Source organism: Streptomyces sp. SDr-06 (assembly GCF_003324565.1).
Lineage (GTDB): Bacteria > Actinomycetota > Actinomycetes > Streptomycetales > Streptomycetaceae > Streptomyces.
The window spans coordinates 46,508-64,341 of record NZ_QOLA01000005.1; the positions used below are offsets into that span (position 1 = coordinate 46,508).

The following is a 17,834-nucleotide window of genomic DNA, read 5'->3' on the forward strand; positions in this document are numbered from 1 at the left end:
TTGGTGCGCATGGGACGGAAGTTGCGTTCGAAGTCGGCCACCGGGGCGGCCGGAATTGATCCTTCGCGTTCGGTGCCGCCCTGCACCCACACCGGCGCCCGGGTCCGTGCCACACCTCTTGACAACCCAATTGGTCTGGACCATGTTGTGCCACCAAGGCGCCCCACCCCCACTCCCCTTCCTCCCCACTCCCCTCCCGGAGGCAGCAAGTGAACCGCGCGAGACATGCAAGGCTGGGTCTGGCCGTGGTCGCGGCCGGCGCCCTTTCCGTGGCCGGGCTCTCCGGCACCGCACAGGCGGCCGACGTCAACAACGTCAAGAACGCCGGGTTCGAGTCGGGCCTCGGCGGCTGGAGCTGTACGGCGGGCAGCGGCACCACCGTCTCCTCGCCCGTGCACAGCGGGACCGCCGCCCTCAAGGCCACCCCCTCGGGTTCCGACACCGGGCAGTGTGCGCAGACCGTCGCCGTGCGGCCCAACTCCACGTACACGCTCAGCGCCTGGGTGCAGGGCAGTTACGTCTACCTCGGCGCGAGCGGCACCGGCACCACCGACGTCTCCACCTGGACGCCGGGCACCGGCGGCGGCTACGGCCAGCTGTCCACGACCTTCACCACCGGGGCCTCGACGACCTCGGTGCAGATCTACACGCACGGCTGGTACGGCCAGCCCGCGTACTACGCCGACGACATCTCCGTGTACGGACCCGACGGCGGCGGGGGCGGCGACCCCGCGCCGACGATCCCGGCGGCGCCCGGGGGCCTCGCGGTCGGCTCGGTCGGCTCGTCCTCGGTGAACCTGTCGTGGGGCGCGGTGTCCAACGCGACCGGGTACAACGTCTACCAGGGCGGCACCAAGGTGCAGTCGGTGACGGGCAGTTCGGCGACCGTGACCGGGCTGAGCGCGTCGACCTCGTACCAGTTCCAGGTGACCGCGACCAACAGCGCGGGCGAGTCCCCGAAGTCGGCGGCCGTGACCGCCACCACCTCGGCCTCCGGCGGCAACCCGGGCGGCGGGAGCGTGCCCAAGCACGCGGTGACCGGCTACTGGCAGAACTTCAACAACGGCGCGACGGTCCAGAGGATCAGTGACGTACCGGCGAACTACGACATCATCGCGGTCGCCTTCGCGGACGCCACGACCACGCCGGGCGCGGTGAGCTTCACGCTCGACACCAACGGTCTCGGCGGCTACACCGTCGACCAGTTCAAGGCGGACATCGCCGCCAAGCACGCGGCGGGCAAGTCGGTGATCATCTCGATCGGCGGCCAGAACGGCACGATCTCGGTGAGCGACTCCACGTCGGCGAACAACTTCGCCACCTCGGTCTACTCGCTGATGCAGACGTACGGCTTCGACGGCGTCGACATCGACCTGGAGAACGGGCTCAACTCCACGTACATGACGCAGGCGCTGAAGTCGCTCTCCGCCAAGGCGGGCAGCAAGCTCGTCATCACGATGGCCCCGCAGACCATCGACATGCAGTCCCCGTCGAACGAGTACTTCAAGACGGCGCTCAACATCAAGGACATCCTGACCGTCGTCAACATGCAGTACTACAACAGCGGTTCGATGAACGGCTGCGACGGCAACGTGTACTCCCAGGGCACGGTCGACTTCCTCACCGCGCTGGCCTGCATCCAGCTCCAGGGCGGTCTCGACCCCTCGCAGGTCGGCCTCGGCCTGCCGGCCTCGACGTCCGGCGCGGGCAGCGGCTATGTGTCGCCGTCGGTGGTCAACGCGGCCCTGGACTGCCTGACCCAGGGCACGAACTGCGGCTCGTTCAAGCCGTCCAGGACGTACCCGACGCTGCGCGGCGCGATGACCTGGTCCACCAACTGGGACGCCAAGTCGGGCAACGCCTGGTCGAGCGCGGTGGGCCCGCACGTCCACGCCCTGCCGTAACCGCACCCCGCACACGCAAGCGGCGCCCCCGCTCTCCCGGGAGGCGCCGCTTGTGTGCCTAGCGGGTCACGGCTTGGGCAGGGTGCAGCCCGCGCGGTTCAGGTCGATCTTGTTGCCGGCGCCGATGCAGGGGACGATGATGTACGTCTCCTCGGCGTAGTTGATGCCCTGGCGGACGGTGACGTTGCCGTTCTCGTCGACCTCGCACGGGTTGTTCTCCGTGCAGCTCTCGCCGTCCTCGTTGCCGGTGTTGTTGACCGCGACGACCTTGCCGGTGGCCGTGTCGATGACCGGCGAGCCGGACGTGCCGCCGATGGTGTTGCAGGACGGGGTGTAGCGGACCGAGTCCTTCCAGGTCCAGTCCCCCTCCTTCAGCCGGTAGACGAAGCCGTCCACGTTGCAGCTGTAGGTCCGCTTCCAGTACCCGGAGACGACCTTGATGGCCGAACCCTGCGTCGGATGCGTGTCGTTGAGGGTGAGCGCGCTGATCCCGTACTGGCTCTGGATCTTGGCGTACGTCGTGTTGAGCTGGTAGATCGAGATGTCCGTGTCGGTCATCGTGGCGTACGAGACCTTGCTGGCGCGCAGCGTGGCGACCTTGGAGCCGGACGCGTTGAGCAGCGAGAAGGACCGCGAGGAGGGCTGGTCGGTGATGACCTCACCGGCCGCGGGGAAACCGGTTTCGAGGCAGTGCCCGTTGGAGAGCACGAGCGCGGGGTCGCCCGGCTGCGAGCTGGGCGTACGGATCACGGAGCCAGAACAGTTGCTCAGCGCCACGGTCCCGGCGAAGTTGACCGCCTTGACGGGGGCCGCCTTGCTGTCGGAGACCGGAGCGGCGACGGCGGGCACCGCGCCCGCGGCCGCGAGCAGCAGGGCACTGACGGCGCCGAGTGCGCCGACGAAGGACTTCTTCATGTGGGGGTTCCCTTTTTGAGGGTGCTCGGATGATGAAGGAGTGCGGTTTTGTCATGCGCATTGTTGAGGGTTTCTTGGTCAACGGGCAAGTGGACAAAAGGAGTTGTACGGGGGCGGCCGAAGCAACCGGAAGATGGCGACCCCCACCGGCCACCCCCGTGATCTGCTAGATCACCAGACTGAGCGCCCCCGCCACGGCGAAGCCCGCCACGGACAGGACGGATTCCAGGACCGTCCAGGACTTCAGGGTGTCGCGTTCGGTGATGCCGAAGTACTTGGCCACCATCCAGAAGCCGCCGTCGTTCACGTGGGAGGCGAAGATCGAGCCCGCCGAGATCGCCATGATGATCAGGGCCAGGTGGGCCTGGGAGTAGCCCGCGCCCTCCACCAGGGGGACCACGATGCCGGCCGTGGTGACGATCGCGACCGTCGCCGAGCCCTGGGCCACGCGCAGGACGACCGAGATCAGCCAGGCCAGGAGGATGACCGGGAGGCCCACGTTGTGGAAGGCGGTGGCCAGGGCGTCCGCGATGCCCGAGGCCTTCAGGACCGCGCCGAAGATGCCGCCCGCGCCGACCACGAGCAGGATGTTGCCGACCGGCTTGAGGGAGGAGGTCGACACCGTCTCCAGGGACTTGCGGGACCAGCCGCGCCGGATGCCGAGCAGGTAGTACGCGAGGAACAGCGCGAGGGTCAGGGCCACGAACGGGTTGCCGAAGAACTCCAGGACCGAGCGGAGTGTGGAGGGGTCCAGGGCGATCGAGGAGAACGTGGCGGCGAGGATCAGGATCAGCGGGGTGCCGATGATGGCCAGGACCGCGCCCAGCGGGGCGGGCTCCTCGCGCGGGGCGACCCCGGCGGCGCGCTGCTCGGCGGCCACCGCGGCCTTGGCCTCCTCGGCGGCCTCCACCATGTCCTGCGGAACGGCGACGAACAGGCGCTTGCCGATCCAGGCGGCGTAGCCCCAGGCGGCGAGGACGGAGGGGACGCCCACGAGGGCGCCCATCAGGATGACCCAGCCGAGCGAGACGTGGAAGAGGCCGGCCGCGGCCACCGGGCCGGGGTGCGGCGGCAGGAAGGCGTGGGTCATGGACAGGCCCGCGAGCAGTGGCATGCAGTAGAGCAGGATCGACTTGCCGGACCCCTTGGCGGCCGCGTACACGATCGGCGCGAGGACGAAGATGCCGACGTCGAAGAAGACCGGGATGCCGAAGATCAGGCCGGTCAGGCCCATCGCGAGGGGGGCGCGCCGCTCGCCGAAGAGGGTGAGCAGGCGGGTGCTCAACACCTCGGCGCCGCCGCTGACTTCGAGGATCGCGCCGAGCATCGTGCCGAGTCCGATGATGATCGCGACGTGCCCGAGGATGCCGCCCATGCCGGACTCGACGACCGAGACGGCGGCCGACTTCTGGACCGTGCCGAAGAGCTCGGTGACCGACAGGCCCGCGCCGAGGCCGACGGCTATGGAGACCGCGAGCAGGGCCACGAACGGCTGGAGCCTGACCTTGATGATCAGGAAGAGCAGCAGGGCGATGCCCAGGACGGCGACGGTCAGCAGACCGGCGGTGCCGCCGAGGAGGGGGAGGATGCCGCCCGTGTGGACGGGATGAGGTGGGGCGGCGACCGCGACAGCTTGGAACAACATGTGCCAACTCCGTTGTACAGCAGGGGGGTTCCAGGGCAGGGGGGACCGCGGCACGGCGCCCCGGCGGTCCGGGGCGCCGCACCGTGCGGCGGGTCGAGCGGGGGGACTAAGGCGAGCAAGGAATTACGCGTCCAGGACCGCGAGGGCGTCGATCTCGATGAGCAGCCCCGCGGGCAGGCCCACGTACACCGTGGTGCGGGCGGCGGCGGGGGCCTTGAGGCCCTGCTCGTCGAAGTACGCGTTGTAGATCTCGTTCATCTCCGCGAAGTGGTCGACGTCCGTGAGGTAGACGCGCATCATCATCACGTCGTCCCAGGTCGCGCCGCCCTCCTCCAGGATCGCCTTGACGTTGGCGAAGGTCTGGAGGGTCTGCTCGCGCAGGGTGGGGCCGGCCGGGGTGGGCGCCTGGCCCTCGACCGCCGGCAGGAAGCCGACCTGGCCCGCGACCTGGAGGATGTTCCCCTTGCGCACACCGTGCGAGAACCTGGCGGGCGGGGCGGTGTGCGTGGCGGGGGTGAGGGCGGTCTTATCGGTCATCGGAACGTCCTTGTGCGGATGGGGTGTTGGGCGCGGTGCCGGAGTACTCGCGGCTGACGGCTTCCGCGGTGCGGCGCACCTGGGGAAGCAGGGTGAGGAGTTCCTCGGCCGTGACGACGACGTTCGGCGCGGACACCGACATCGCGGCGACGACCTTGCCGTCCGCACCGTGGATGGGGGCCCCGATGCAGTTGATGGACTCCTCGTGACCACCGAGGTCGGTGGCCCAGCCCTGTTCGCGCACCGTCGCGAGCTCCTTGAGGAAGGCGGCGGCGTTGGGCGTCGAACGGGACGTGTAGGTGGGGTAGTCGAGCTTCTCCGCGACGGCGCGGCGCTCGGCCTCCGGCAGGTCGGCGAGCAGCAGCTTGGCCACGGCGGCCACCGTGATGGCGACGGGCTTGCCGATGCGGGAGTACATCCGCACCGGGTAGCGGCTCTCGACCTTGTCGATGTAGAGGACCTCGCCCTCCTCGTACACGGCGAGGTGCACGGTGTGGCCGATCCGCTCGTTGAGCGCGACGAGGTGGGGGTGGGCGATCTCGCGCACGTCCAGGTTCTCGACGGCCTCCTGGGCGAGGGCGAAGAGGCGGGCGCCGAGCCGGTAGCGCTGGTCCTCCTGGCGGTAGACGAGCCCGTGCTCGTGCAGGGTGCGCAGGAGCCGCAGCGCGGTGGACTTGTGCACCCCGAGCCGGTCGGCGACCTGCCCGAGGTCGGCGGGGCCCTGCGCGAGCAGCGGCAGGATGCTCAGCGCCCGGTCGACGGTCTGGCTCATCTCGTACGTACCTCCTGGTCCTCCCCCGTCCACCCGGGGCCGAGACGAAGTCTCCCCCAGGCGGTGTCGTCCAGGGCCACGAGCCGGTCGGCGTGTGCGCGCGCCGGGGGCTGGGTGAGGTCGCCCGGCACGGTGAGCACGGCGGCCGCCATGAGGTGACCGTGCCGGATCCGGTCGCGTACGGGCAGGCCGCGCAGGGTGGCGCTGAGGAACCCGGCGGCGAAGGCGTCGCCCGCGCCCACGGGGGCGACGACGTCGACGACCGGAGGGCGCACGAGGGCACCCTCGGCGTCCGCCCGCTCCAGGAGGACGGCCCCGCCCCTGCCGAGTTTCACGACCAGGACCTCGGGCTCGGGCAGCGCGTGGCGGATGGCCTCGGCGCCGCGCAGCCCCCACGCCGACTCGGCCTCGTCCTCGCCCACGAAGACGAGGTCCGCGCCGCGGGCCAGGTCGAGCAGCACGCGCGGGCCCGCCGCGTCGCGCCACAGCCCCGGGCGGTAGTTGACGTCGAAGGAGACCAGGGGGCGGCCGGGGCGGCGGGTCAGGAGCTCGCGCATGAGGGCGAGGCAGTCCTCGGAGAGCGCCGCGGTGATGCCGGACAGGTGCAGGACGCGCCCGGCCCACAGGTCCCGGTGGGGCACGGTCGCCGGAGACATCGCGGAGGCGGCCGAACCGGCGCGGTAGTAGAGCACCTCGTGGCCGTCGGCGGCGCGGTCGTCGGCGGTGCGGAAGTAGATGCCGGTGGGCCGGTCCGGGTCGCGGCGCACGGCGCGCACATCGACCCCGTACGACCCGATCGCCTCGACCAGGTGGTCGCCGAAGCCGTCCGCGCCGACCCGGCTGACCCACTTCGCGGTGTGCCCGGCGGCGGCCAGCGCGCAGGCCACGTTGGACTCAGCGCCGCCGATCGTCCGCGCGAAGGCGGGCACGTCGGCGAGGCGGCCCGGGCGGGCGGGCAGGAAGGTGACCATGGACTCGCCGAGGCAGACGACGTCGACAGGAGTGTCGAGGTCCGCGGCGGCTGGGGATCCGGTGGTCACTGCTGGCTCCTCGGTGCTGGGCGGACAGGCTGGTCATTGACCCGGCGTTGGCCCGGATGTTAGACAGCATCAAGCGATATGCGCAATGGGTGTTGCAGAGAATGCAACGCCGTCCCGAGGAGGGCGAGGTTTCCGTGGCAGCCACCGATCGCGAAGACAGGCTTGCGGCGCTCGGCGCCGAACGCGTCGACCACCGCTTCAAGGGGCTGCCGCCGGACGCGGAGGGCCTCACCGTGGCCGAGCTCGCCGCCGAGCGCCGCTCCCTGTTCACCGGCGGCTTCACCACGCCGGTCCTGACGCTGTCCGCCGAGGCGCTGGAGCACAACCTCGCCCTCCTTGAGACGTACGCCGACCGCCACGGCCTGGCCTTCGCGCCGCACGGCAAGACCTCGATGGCGCCGGGGCTCTTCGCCCGGCAGCTCGCGCACGGCGCCTGGGGGATCACCCTCGCCGTGCCCCACCAGGTGCGCGTGGCACGGGCGTTCGGCGTCGAGCGGATCTTCCTCGCGAACGAACTCGTCGACGCGGCCGCGCTGCGCTGGATCGCCCGGGAGCTGGCACGGGACGAGGCGTTCCGCTTCATCTGCTACGTCGACTCCGTGCGCGGGGTCGAGCTGATGGACGAGGCCCTGCGCGGCGGCGCCCGGCCGGTGGACGTGGTGGTCGAGCTCGCGGCGGGCGAGGACGCGCGCACGGGGGTGCGCACGGAGGCCGAGTGCGCCGAGGTCGCCGACGCGGTGGCGGCCACCGAAACGCTGCGGCTCGTCGGTGTCGCGGGGTACGAGGGCGAGGTGCCGCGGCCCGACCCCGAGCGGGTACGGGCCTATCTCGGGCGGCTCGTCTCGCTCGCGGTGGACTTCGACCGGGCGGGGCGGTTCGCGAGGTCCGGCGTCGAGGAGATCGTGCTCAGCGCGGGGGGCTCCGGGTGGTTCGACGCGGTCGCGGACGTGTTCGCCGATGTCCCCGAACTCTCCGCTCCCGTACTGAAGTTGCTGCGTTCCGGGGCGTACGTCTCGCACGACTCCGGGCACTACCGCAGGCTGACCCCCTTCAACCGGGTGCCGTCGGAGGGCTCCCTTCAGCCCGCCTTCCGCCTGTGGGCCCAGGTCGTCTCCCGCCCCTCGCCGGAGCAGGCCTTCGTCAACGCGGGGAAGCGGGACGCGGCCTACGACCTCGATCTGCCCGAGGCGCAGGTCGTACGGGACGCGCGGACCGGTGCGGTACGGGACGCCCTGGGCATCTCGGTGACGGGGCTCTCCGACCAGCACGGGTGGCTCCGCACGGAGCCGGGGGCGGAGCTGTCCGTCGGGGACTGGGTGGGGATGGGGCTTTCGCATCCGTGCACGGTGTTCGACAAGTGGAAGCTGGTTCCGCTGGTTGCGGAGGGTGGGGAGGTCACGGACTACCTCCGCACCTACTTCTGACCCCGCGGCCCGCCCCGAAGCCCTGGGGCTCCGCCCCAGACCCCGTTCGCACCTAAAGGGCGCTCGTCCTCAATCTCCCCCAAGGCCTCAAGGGCCAGGGGGGACCCCCATGACGGGCTGAAATGCCCCATGCGGGCCAGCACCAGTACCGCCAGGGGCGCGGGGAACTGCGCGAAAAGCGAGCACGGCCCGCAGACCGAAGGGGGTTTGAGGGGCGCGGGGAACTGCGCGACAAGCCACGCACGGTCCGCGGCCGGAAGGGGGCGCGCGGAAGGGCGGCCCGTCCAGGGCCGGAAAAAGCCACGTACTCCGAGAGGCCACCATGGACCTGGTAATCCGCGACACCCGCGTCATCGACGGCACCGCCACCCCCGCCTACCGGGCGGACCTCGGCATCGCCAACGGCCGGATCGCCGCGATCAGACGCCCCGGCGAGCCCCCGCTCACCGCACCCCGCACGCTGGACGCCCACGGCCTCGCCCTCGCCCCCGGCTTCATCGACATGCACGCCCACTCCGACCTCGCCCTGCTCCGCGACCCCGACCACAGCGCGAAGGCCGCCCAGGGCGTCACCCTGGAGGTGCTCGGGCAGGACGGGCTCTCGTACGCGCCCGTCGACGACCGCACGCTGAGCGAGGTCCGCCGGGCCATCACCGGGTGGAACGGCGACGGCGGTGACATCGACTTCGACTGGCGCGGCGTCGGCGAGTACCTGGACCGCCTGGACCGCGGCATCGCCGTCAACGCCGCCTACCTGATCCCGCAGGGCACCGTGCGGATGTACGCCATGGGGTGGGACGACCGGCCCGCGACGCCCCACGAGCTGGACCGCATGCGGCAGTTGGTGGCGGAAGGGATGGAAGAGGGCGCGGTCGGGATGTCGTCCGGGCTGACGTACACGCCCGGCATGTACGCCACCGGCTCCGAGCTCGCCGAGCTCTGCCGGGTCGTGGCGCGCTACGACGGCTACTACTGCCCCCACCACCGCTCCTACGGCGCCGGCGCCCTGGAGGCGTACGAGGAGATGGTGCGGCTCACCCGCGACGCCGGCTGCGCGCTGCACCTCGCCCACGCCACCCTGAACTTCGGCGTGAACAAGGGCCGCGCGCCCGAGCTGCTGGCCCTGCTTGACGAGGCCCTGGCCGCCGGGTCCGACATCTCGCTCGACACGTATCCGTACACCCCGGGCTGCACGACGCTCGTCGCGATGCTGCCCAGCTGGGCCGGTGAGGGCGGCCCCGAGGCGATCCTCGCGCGGCTGCGCGACGACACCACCGCCGAGCGGGTCCGGCACCACATGGAGGTCCTCGGCGCGGACGGCTGCCACGGGGTGCCCATCGACTGGGCCACCATCGAGATCTCCGGGGTGAGCCGCCCCGCGCTCGCGGACCACGTGGGAAGGACCGTCGCCGAGACGGCCGCACGGCGCGGCGAGGAACCCTGGGCCACCGCCCGGCGGCTGCTCGTCGAGGACGGGCTCGGGTCCACCATCCTCCAGCACGTCGGCCACGAGGAGAACGTCCAAGCGATCATGCGGCACCGTGTGCACACCGGCGGCAGCGACGGCATCCTCCAGGGCGACAAGCCCCACCCCCGCGCCTACGGCACGTTCCCGCGGTATCTCGGGCACTACGCGCGGGAGTTGGGCATCCTCTCCCTGGAGGAGACCGTCGCCCACCTCACCTCCCGCCCGGCGGCCCGGCTGCGGCTGCCGGACCGGGGCCTGGTCCGCGAGGGCTACCGCGCGGACCTCGTGCTCTTCGACCCGGACACGGTCGCGGCGGGCTCCACCTTCGCGTCGCCGCGCACGCTGCCCGTCGGCATTCCGTACGTCCTGATCGACGGGAAGTTCGTCATCGAGGACGGCAGACGGACCGGTGTGCTCGCCGGCCGTTCGGTGCGCCGGACGCCCGGGGTGCGCTGAGGACGCCGGTGGACAGCTCGCGTGCCGCCGTCAGATAGACCGTGCGCAGCGGGCCGTAGTCGGCCGAGTAGGCGAGCTGGGTGAGCGCGAGGGCCTGGAGCGCCTTGGCGCTGCGCAGGGCCGCGCCCGGCACGGCGGCGCTCCGCACCACGCGGTCCAGGAGCTCGACCACCTTGTCGTAGTGGGGGGCCGGAGCGTCGTACTCCCGCTGTGCGGCGGCCAGCAGCCCCCGCCAGCGCAGCCGCCCACGGGACCGGTCGTTCATATCGGCTGCCTCCTGGGGGGTCGCGGGCGACGGACGTGACGACGGCCGTACGGAGTGCGGACGTACGGGACGCTAGGAACACCCGGGCCGACCGCACAACACCCCGATGACCGGTGTGGCTCATTCCGCGCCGCTCCCCGAGCCCGTCACCGCCCCGGCCGGATCCGCACCGACACCTCTCCCTCCCCGACCGTCCCGGAAGCCACGTGCAGAACGCGGGACTTGGCTTCCCAGGCCCTCGCGGTCCCGCCCGTGACCACGCCTCCGTGCGGGAAGAAGCGGGCGGGCAGGTACACCTCCGTGTCACCGCGCACCCCCGCCCGCGGCCGCCAGCTCACCGACAGGGTGCGGCTCGCCTCGTCCCAGGCGTACGCGACCGGGTCCCCCGCGATCGCCCTGGGCCCGGGGCGGTCCAGGACCGGCAGGAGCGGGGTGGGCCTGAGCCGCTGGTCCCAAGGCGCCCAGGGCCCCGGGTCGTTGGACCAGTACGCCGTGCCCGCGCCCAGGTCCTCGGCCATCGCCCGCACCTTCGCGACGTAGCGCAGGGCGCCGGGGAGGGTGGTGTCGAGACCGTATTCGCCGATGAGCACGGGCGCGCCCAGCCGCCGGGCGGTCTTGCGGGTCTGCTCGCGCCAGGAGGCGAGTGTGCGGTCCACCCACTTCTCGGCGCTCCCGGTGTAGCCGCCGCCCAGGTCCATCGGGAGCGGGTAGAGGTGCGGCGCATACGCGATATGTGCGTCCGCCCCATCGCCGCGGGGGTCCTTGAGGTACGGGAGGGCGCTCGGCAGGCCCCAGTTGGCACTCACCGCCTCGGGCTCCACGAAGATCCAGGAGTCGCGGTCGACCTCGCGGACGGCGGCGATGGTCTGTCGGTAGAGGGCGGCCAGCGGGCCCGCTTCGAAGGCGGGACCCTGGACGCTGCCGCCGAACGGCTCGTTCATCAGGTCGTAGCCGAGGACGGCCGGGTCGCGGGCGAACCGCGCGGCCACGTGGGCCCAGACGGCGGCGTAGTGGGCGCGCAGATCGCGGCTCGCCCGGCGCGTCCCCCAGAAGGCGTCGAAGGCCCGCACCGTGCCCGGCTCGATGTATTTCAGCTCCCACTGCCCCTGTTCCGCGACCGGCAGGCCCTCCGCCTCGGTCGCCCACTCGGGCGCGCCGTTGCCCTTGACGGCTGGGCCGTAGACGTCCTGATGCAGGTCGAGCATGACGTGCATGCCCCGCGCCCCGTACCAGCGCACGCGCTCGGCGATCCGGGCGAGATAGCCGTCGTCGTACTCCCTGGGCCTCGGCTCGACGTTGCGCCACTGGATCAGGAGGCGTACGAAGTCGGAGCCGAGCTCGTCCGACTCGCGCTGGACGTCGGCCTCCTTGATCCAAGGGAGCCCGTCCGGACGGGACTTGGCGCTGCTCGCGGTGTTGAGGCCGGTCAGGACGAGGGCGCGGCCCTGGTCGTCGGTGATCCAGCGGTGGCCCGCGGCCGTGTGCGCGGGCCCCGCCCCGGCGGGGCCGACCGCCACCAGGAGGCTGGCGGCGACCGCCAGCGCCGCGCCCGCCGCCGTCCACCCGATCGCCCGTGCCGTCCCCCAGAGCCGCATGGCCGGACCCTAAGGGCTTGGCCGTGCCTTCAACACCCCTGATGACAGCCGTAGTTGAGAATTGTTCAGCATCTTCTCAACGGCTCCCGGGTGCCCTAGGGTCCGGCCATGCGTCTGCCCAGAATCGAGGCGGCGGTGGCCGCCGTCGCCGGGATGTGCCTGCTGCTCACGCTGCTCCTGGGCATCACCGGGGTGCTGACCGCGGCCACCGCGCACGAGGGGGCGGTCCTCGTGCCGAGCGCGCTCGGGGCGCCGCTCGCCCTGCCCCCGCTACGCGCGGTGCCGTTCGGGGACACGGGCTGGACCCAGCTGCTCTGCGAGGACTTCGCGGCGGCCGTCCTGGTGGCGGTGGCCGGGCTGCGGATGCGGCGCCATCTGCGCCTGCGCCCGGCCGCGGGCCACGCCCGCCGTCTGCTCGCGGGCTGGACCGCCCTGGTCGCGGGCGCGGCGGCGGCCGGGGTGTGGCGGGGCCTGGTGGCGGCCCGGATGGTCGAGGCGGGCCCGGCGGGCTGGCTGCTGTACGGGGCGGCGGGCGCGGTCTTCGGAGCGGCGTGGGGGCTGGCGCTCGGCTGGCTCACGGGGGCGGCGGCGCTGGTCGCGACGTCCGGACCCGCACGGGGGTCCCGCCCCGGCCCGTGATGACGGGCGCCCTTCGCACGCGCCCGGGGCCCGGTCCCGGCCGCCCCGAACCGCCGGAAGCCGTCGGGCAAGGGGCGGGGTGGGGAAGATCTCACCGCGCGCGGGCCCGCACCCGCATTTGAAGCCCCGCCACCCCGGCGACCACGCTTACCCGGGCCCGGACCCGACCCGCGCATTGCGATGAAAGCCCACCCCGGGGGCGCCTCGCCCCGGCGGACCCACAACAACGAGGCACCCCGGGAAACACGGCCGTAAGGTGGCCGTCATGCAGGTGATCCAGTCGACCAAACTCGCCAATGTCTGTTACGAGATCCGGGGCCCGGTGCTCGAGGAGGCCATGCGCCTGGAGGCGGCGGGCCACCGCATCCTCAAGCTGAACACCGGCAACCCGGCGGCCTTCGGCTTCGAGTGCCCGCCCGAGATCCTGGAGGACATCCTCCGCAACCTGGCGGGCGCGCACGGCTACGGCGACGCGAAGGGCCTGCTGTCCGCGCGGCGCGCGGTGATGCAGCACTACCAGACCAAGGGCATCGAGCTCGACGTCGAGGACGTCTACCTCGGCAACGGCGTATCCGAGCTCATCCAGATGTCGATGCAGGCGCTGCTCGACGACGGCGACGAGGTGCTGGTCCCGGCGCCGGACTACCCGCTGTGGACCGCGTCCGTCTCCCTCGCGGGCGGCACCGCGGTGCACTACCGCTGCGACGAGCAGGCCGACTGGATGCCGGACCTCGCCGACATCGAGCGCAAGGTCACCGACCGCACCAAGGCCATCGTCATCATCAACCCGAACAACCCGACGGGTGCGGTGTACGACGACGAGATGCTGCGCGGGCTCACCGAGATCGCGCGCCGCCACAACCTGGTCGTCTGCTCGGACGAGATCTACGACCGCATCCTGTTCGACGGCGCCACCCACACCCCGACCGCGGTGATCGCCCCCGACCTGATGGTGCTCACCTTCAACGGCCTCTCGAAGAACTACCGGGTGGCCGGCTACCGCTCCGGCTGGCTCGCGGTGTGCGGGCCGAAGGCCCACGCCTCCTCGTACATCGAGGGCCTGACCATCCTCGCGAACATGCGGCTGTGCGCGAACATGCCGTCCCAGCACGCGGTGGCCACCGCGCTCGGCGGCCGGCAGTCGATCGACCAGCTGGTGCTGCCGGGCGGGCGGCTCCTGGAGCAGCGGGACACGGCGTACGAGCTGCTCACCCGGATCCCCGGCGTCACCTGCGTGAAGCCGAAGGGCGCCCTGTACCTGTTCCCGCGTCTCGACCCGAACGTCTACAAGGTCAAGGACGACCGGCAGATGGTCCTCGACCTGCTGCGCGCCGAGAAGATCATGGTGGTGCACGGCACCGGGTTCAACTGGCCCGAGCCCGACCACTTCCGGATCGTGACGCTGCCCTCGGCCAAGGACCTGGCGGACGCGGTGACGCGGATCGGCAAGTTCCTGGAGGGCTACAGCCAGATGTAGCCCTGCGCCGATCACATCTTGGGTCCGACTCAACTTTAGACAGGATCTAAGCTAGGATGGCTTCCTGAAACATCCAGGAGGCCATTCCCATGTACGAACCGATCCGCACCAAGTCGGTCCACAGCACGGTGGCCGCCGACAGCACCGGCATCCCGCACCGCTCCCGCGAGGACGAGCTCGACATCCAGCTCGCTGGCCACCTCTCGGCCCTGCTCGCCGTCACCGACGAGCTCGGGCTCAGCGAGGCCGGGGACGCCATCGCGCGGCAGGTGGCCCGGCTGCGCGGCGGTCTGCCGCCGGTCCGGCACGCGGGTCTGAGCCGGGCCGACGCCGACAGCCTGCACGCGCGCGCCCACGCCCTCGCGGGCCGCGCCCTCGTCGTCGCCGCCTCGCGGGCCGACACCGCCGCCGCGATTCTCGCCGCCGAGCGCATGGACGCCCACGCGGCGGCCGCCACCCTCACCGCCGCCTCCTGAGGCGGCCCCCGATCGGCCCCGGTCCGCGAGCCGCGGAGGTCCGCGGACCGGGTGCCACACATCCCCAAGTCGCTTGATGCGGGCCCGACTTGGCGTACGCGAAAAGAGGCCGGCCCCCGGGGCCGTGAGGGGACTCCGGGGGCCGGCCTTCGTGCGCGGCGGGTCACGAGTGACCCCACAGGTCAGGGCGGATGTCGAACCGACCCGCCGCGAACACCTCCGGCCGGGCCAGGACAGGCGGCCATGACCGGAGGGGGTTCAGCGGGGGCGGTTCAGCCGAGGCGGGACACCAGGGCGCGGTACTCGTCCCACAGCTCCTTCGGCGTGTGGTCGCCGAAGGTGTTGAGGTGCTCGGGGACCAGCGCCGCCTCCTCGCGCCAGACCTCCTTGTCGACCTTGAGCAGGAACTCCAGGTCGGCGTCCGGCAGGTCGAGCCCGTCGGTGTCCAGGGACTCCTTCGTCGGCAGGATGCCGATGGGGGTCTCGACGCCGTCGGCCTTGCCCTCAAGGCGCTCCACGATCCACTTCAGGACGCGGCTGTTCTCGCCGAAGCCGGGCCACACGAACTTGCCCGCGTCGTTCTTGCGGAACCAGTTCACGTAGTAGATCTTCGGCAGCTTGGCGGCGTCCGCGCTCGCGCCGACCTTGACCCAGTGGGCCATGTAGTCGCCCATGTTGTAGCCGCAGAACGGCAGCATCGCGAACGGGTCGCGGCGCAGCTCGCCGACCTTGCCCTCGGCGGCGGCGGTCTTCTCGGAGGCGACGTTCGCACCGAGGAAGACGCCGTGGTTCCAGTCGAAGGACTCGGTCACCAGCGGCACCGCGGAGGCGCGGCGGCCGCCGAAGAGGATCGCCGAGATCGGCACGCCCTTGGGGTCCTCCCACTCGGGCGCGATGATCGGGCACTGGCCGGCCGGCACGGTGAAGCGGGCGTTGGGGTGGGCGGCCGGGGTGTCGGACGCGGGCGTCCAGTCGTTGCCCTTCCAGTCCGTGAGGTGCGCGGGCGCCGTCTCGGTCATGCCCTCCCACCACACGTCGCCGTCGTCGGTGAGCGCGACGTTGGTGAAGACGGAGTTGCCCCACATCGTCTTCATGGCGTTGGCGTTGGTGTGCTCGCCGGTGCCGGGCGCGACGCCGAAGAACCCGGCCTCGGGGTTGATCGCGTACAGCTGGCCGTCCTCGCCGAAGCGCATCCAGGCGATGTCGTCGCCGATCGTCTCGACCTTCCAGCCGGGGATCGTCGGCTCCAGCATGGCGAGGTTGGTCTTGCCGCAGGCGCTCGGGAAGGCCGCGGTGACGTACTTGGGCTCGCCGTTCGGCGGGGTCAGCTTGAGGACGAGCATGTGCTCGGCGAGCCAGCCCTCGTCGCGCGCCATCACGGAGGCGATGCGCAGCGCGTAGCACTTCTTGCCGAGCAGGGCGTTGCCGCCGTAGCCCGAACCGTACGACCAGATCTCGCGCGTCTCGGGGAAGTGCGAGATGTACTTCGTGGAGTTGCACGGCCACGGCACGTCCGCCTCGCCCTCGGCCAGCGGGGCGCCGAGGGTGTGGACGGCCTTCACGAAGAAGCCGTCGGTGCCGAGCTCGTCCAGGACGCGCTGACCCATGCGGGTCATGGTGCGCATCGAGACGGCGACGTAGGCGGAGTCGGTGATCTCGACGCCGATCGCGGAGAGCGGCGAGCCGACCGGGCCCATGCAGAAGGGGACGACGTACATCGTGCGCCCGCGCATCGACCCGCGGAAGATGCCCTTCTCACCGGCGAAGATGGCCTTCATCTCGGCCGGGGCCTTCCAGTGGTTGGTCGGGCCCGCGTCCTCCTCCTTCTCGGAGCAGATGAAGGTGCGGTCCTCGACCCGGGCGACGTCGCGCGGGTCGGAGGCGGCGTAGTACGAGTTGGGGCGCTTGGCCTCGTCGAGCTTCTTGAACGTGCCCTTGGCGACGAGCTCCCCGCACAGGCGCTCGTACTCTGCCTCGGATCCGTCGCACCAGACCACACTGTCCGGCTGGGTCAGTTCCGCGATCTCGTTGACCCACGAGATCAGTTCCTGGTGCTTGGTGGGGGCCGAGAGGGGAGCCGCGATATCGCGCGCCACGATCGCTCCTTGATGAGGGTCTTGGGAGGGTTTTGACGTACTGCTTCATTGCCGCCCCGTGGGGGCTGCGACCCGGATGCTTGACCCCGTGGATCCTGTTGGCGCTCATCCGGTGCCGACCGCACTCATCTGATCTTCCGCGTCGTTCGCCCATATGTCCAGGGGGCCTCTCACGTGAGCATCACCACTTACCGCCTTCTTAACTGCCATTTGCCGTTCACTTACCAGACGGCTGGGGGACGCTCGGTGACCGGCCGTACCTATCCGTAACCTACGGGTCCGTAGGTAGCATGCGAACCATGACTGATCAGGTGATGGCATCCGCGATCGACCCGGTGACCCAGATGGTGAAGCCGAAGATGCGGGGCTGGCTGCACGCCGGGATGTTCCCGGCCGTACTGATCTCGGGCCTGGTGCTCACCGCGCTCGCGGGTTCCACCAAGGCGCGGATCGCCTGCGGGATCTACGTCCTGACCGCCTGCCTGCTGTTCGGCGTGAGCGGTCTCTACCACCGGGGCACCTGGGGCCCGCGCGGCGAGGCGATCCTGCGCCGCCTCGACCACGCCAACATCTTCCTCATCATCGCGGGCACCTACACCCCGCTCACCCTGCTCCTGCTGCCCGGCTCCACCGGCAGGGTCCTGCTGTGGGCGGTCTGGGCGGCCGCGGCCGCCGGCATCGTCTTCCGGGTGTTCTGGATCGGCGCCCCCCGCTGGCTCTACACCCCGTGCTACCTGGCGATGGGCTGGGCGGCCGTCTTCTTCCTGCCCGACTTCCTGCGCACCGGCGGCATAGCGGTGCTCGTCCTGGTCATCGTGGGCGGGCTGCTCTACAGCGCCGGCGGCGTGATCTACGGCATCAAGCGCCCGAACCCGTCGCCCCGCTTCTTCGGCTTCCACGAGGTCTTCCACTCCCTGACCCTCGCCGCGTTCGTCGTGCACTACGTGGGCATCTCGCTCGTCGCCTACCAGCACGGATAACCCCGACCCCGACCTTCGAAGGGCCCCGGCGCACCAGCGCCGGGGCCCTTCGCGTTCCCGTCCCCATTGACACCCGCACTCTTTTGAGAGCTACTCTCATAAGGCATGAGCTTTCACTGCACGATCCCGTGCAGGGGGACCACCT

At 71.4% G+C, this 17,834-nt stretch carries 15 protein-coding genes; 7 read left to right on the forward strand and 8 right to left on the reverse strand.

Annotated elements, in window-relative coordinates; all coding sequences use genetic code 11:
- The first annotated feature begins 209 nt into the window (after positions 1 to 209).
- Positions 210 to 1,904, forward strand: a complete 1,695-nt coding sequence (locus DT019_RS13145) for a chitinase (protein WP_114036968.1) — start codon at positions 210 to 212, stop codon at positions 1,902 to 1,904.
- Positions 1,905 to 1,970: 66 nt separating this feature from the next.
- Here DT019_RS13145 and DT019_RS13150 read toward each other — a convergent pair whose 3' ends face one another.
- From DT019_RS13150 to DT019_RS13170, 5 genes are all read right to left on the reverse strand, one after another.
- The gene (locus DT019_RS13150) at positions 1,971 to 2,819 is read right to left on the reverse strand and encodes a serine protease (RefSeq protein ID WP_114036969.1); all 849 of its coding nucleotides are present in this window, start codon (positions 2,817 to 2,819) and stop codon (positions 1,971 to 1,973) included.
- Between the two features lie 166 nt (positions 2,820 to 2,985).
- A complete protein-coding gene (locus tag DT019_RS13155; protein WP_114036970.1) occupies positions 2,986 to 4,464 on the reverse strand; it encodes a GntP family permease in 1,479 nt (492 codons plus the stop codon).
- A gap of 123 nt (positions 4,465 to 4,587) precedes the next feature.
- On the reverse strand, positions 4,588 to 5,001 hold the full coding sequence (locus DT019_RS13160; RefSeq protein ID WP_114036971.1) for a RidA family protein: 414 nt from the start codon (positions 4,999 to 5,001) through the stop codon (positions 4,588 to 4,590).
- Positions 4,991 to 5,773, reverse strand: a complete 783-nt coding sequence (locus DT019_RS13165) for an IclR family transcriptional regulator (protein WP_114036972.1) — start codon at positions 5,771 to 5,773, stop codon at positions 4,991 to 4,993. The genes DT019_RS13160 and DT019_RS13165 overlap by 11 nt, the downstream gene beginning before the upstream one ends.
- Positions 5,770 to 6,813, reverse strand: a complete 1,044-nt coding sequence (locus DT019_RS13170) for a sugar kinase (protein ID WP_223279470.1) — start codon at positions 6,811 to 6,813, stop codon at positions 5,770 to 5,772. The genes DT019_RS13165 and DT019_RS13170 overlap by 4 nt, the downstream gene beginning before the upstream one ends.
- Before the next feature lie 101 nt (positions 6,814 to 6,914).
- Between DT019_RS13170 and DT019_RS13175 the strand changes: the two genes are divergently transcribed.
- Together DT019_RS13175 and DT019_RS13180 are read left to right on the forward strand one after the other, a co-directional pair.
- Positions 6,915 to 8,237, forward strand: coding sequence for an amino acid deaminase (locus DT019_RS13175; RefSeq protein ID WP_114036973.1), 1,323 nt, complete (start codon positions 6,915 to 6,917; stop codon positions 8,235 to 8,237).
- 322 nt (positions 8,238 to 8,559) lie between these two features.
- Positions 8,560 to 10,161, forward strand: coding sequence for an N-acyl-D-amino-acid deacylase family protein (locus tag DT019_RS13180; RefSeq protein ID WP_114036974.1), 1,602 nt, complete (start codon positions 8,560 to 8,562; stop codon positions 10,159 to 10,161).
- Here DT019_RS13180 and DT019_RS13185 read toward each other — a convergent pair.
- Both DT019_RS13185 and DT019_RS13190 read right to left on the reverse strand, forming a co-directional pair.
- On the reverse strand, positions 10,091 to 10,426 hold the full coding sequence (locus DT019_RS13185) for an alkyl sulfatase dimerization domain-containing protein (protein WP_114036975.1): 336 nt from the start codon (positions 10,424 to 10,426) through the stop codon (positions 10,091 to 10,093). The genes DT019_RS13180 and DT019_RS13185 overlap by 71 nt on opposite strands.
- 146 nt (positions 10,427 to 10,572) lie before the next feature.
- Entirely contained in the window at positions 10,573 to 12,021 is a 1,449-nt protein-coding gene (locus tag DT019_RS13190) for a cellulase family glycosylhydrolase (protein ID WP_114036976.1), read from the reverse strand.
- 108 nt (positions 12,022 to 12,129) lie between these two features.
- On the opposite strand from DT019_RS13190, the gene DT019_RS13195 reads away from it, so the two are divergent.
- The 3 genes from DT019_RS13195 (at position 12,130) to DT019_RS13205 (ending at position 14,613) form a co-directional block, all read left to right on the forward strand.
- Positions 12,130 to 12,660, forward strand: coding sequence for a hypothetical protein (locus DT019_RS13195; protein ID WP_147267308.1), 531 nt, complete (start codon positions 12,130 to 12,132; stop codon positions 12,658 to 12,660).
- Positions 12,661 to 12,925: 265 nt separating this feature from the next.
- On the forward strand, positions 12,926 to 14,137 hold the full coding sequence (locus DT019_RS13200; RefSeq protein ID WP_114037248.1) for a pyridoxal phosphate-dependent aminotransferase: 1,212 nt from the start codon (positions 12,926 to 12,928) through the stop codon (positions 14,135 to 14,137).
- An 89-nt stretch (positions 14,138 to 14,226) separates the two neighbouring features.
- A complete protein-coding gene (locus DT019_RS13205; RefSeq protein WP_114036978.1) occupies positions 14,227 to 14,613 on the forward strand; it encodes a hypothetical protein in 387 nt (128 codons plus the stop codon).
- Positions 14,614 to 14,885: 272 nt separating this feature from the next.
- Here DT019_RS13205 and DT019_RS13210 read toward each other — a convergent pair whose 3' ends face one another.
- Positions 14,886 to 16,709 carry a phosphoenolpyruvate carboxykinase (GTP) gene (locus DT019_RS13210; RefSeq protein WP_114036979.1) on the reverse strand — a complete coding sequence of 608 codons (1,824 nt, stop codon included), beginning with the start codon at positions 16,707 to 16,709 and terminating at the stop codon, positions 14,886 to 14,888.
- 290 nt (positions 16,710 to 16,999) lie between these two features.
- Here DT019_RS13210 and trhA point away from each other — a divergent pair, with 290 nt between their 5' ends.
- Positions 17,000 to 17,689, forward strand: coding sequence for a PAQR family membrane homeostasis protein TrhA (gene trhA / locus DT019_RS13215; protein ID WP_114036980.1), 690 nt, complete (start codon positions 17,000 to 17,002; stop codon positions 17,687 to 17,689).
- The last annotated feature ends 145 nt before the right edge of the window (positions 17,690 to 17,834 follow it).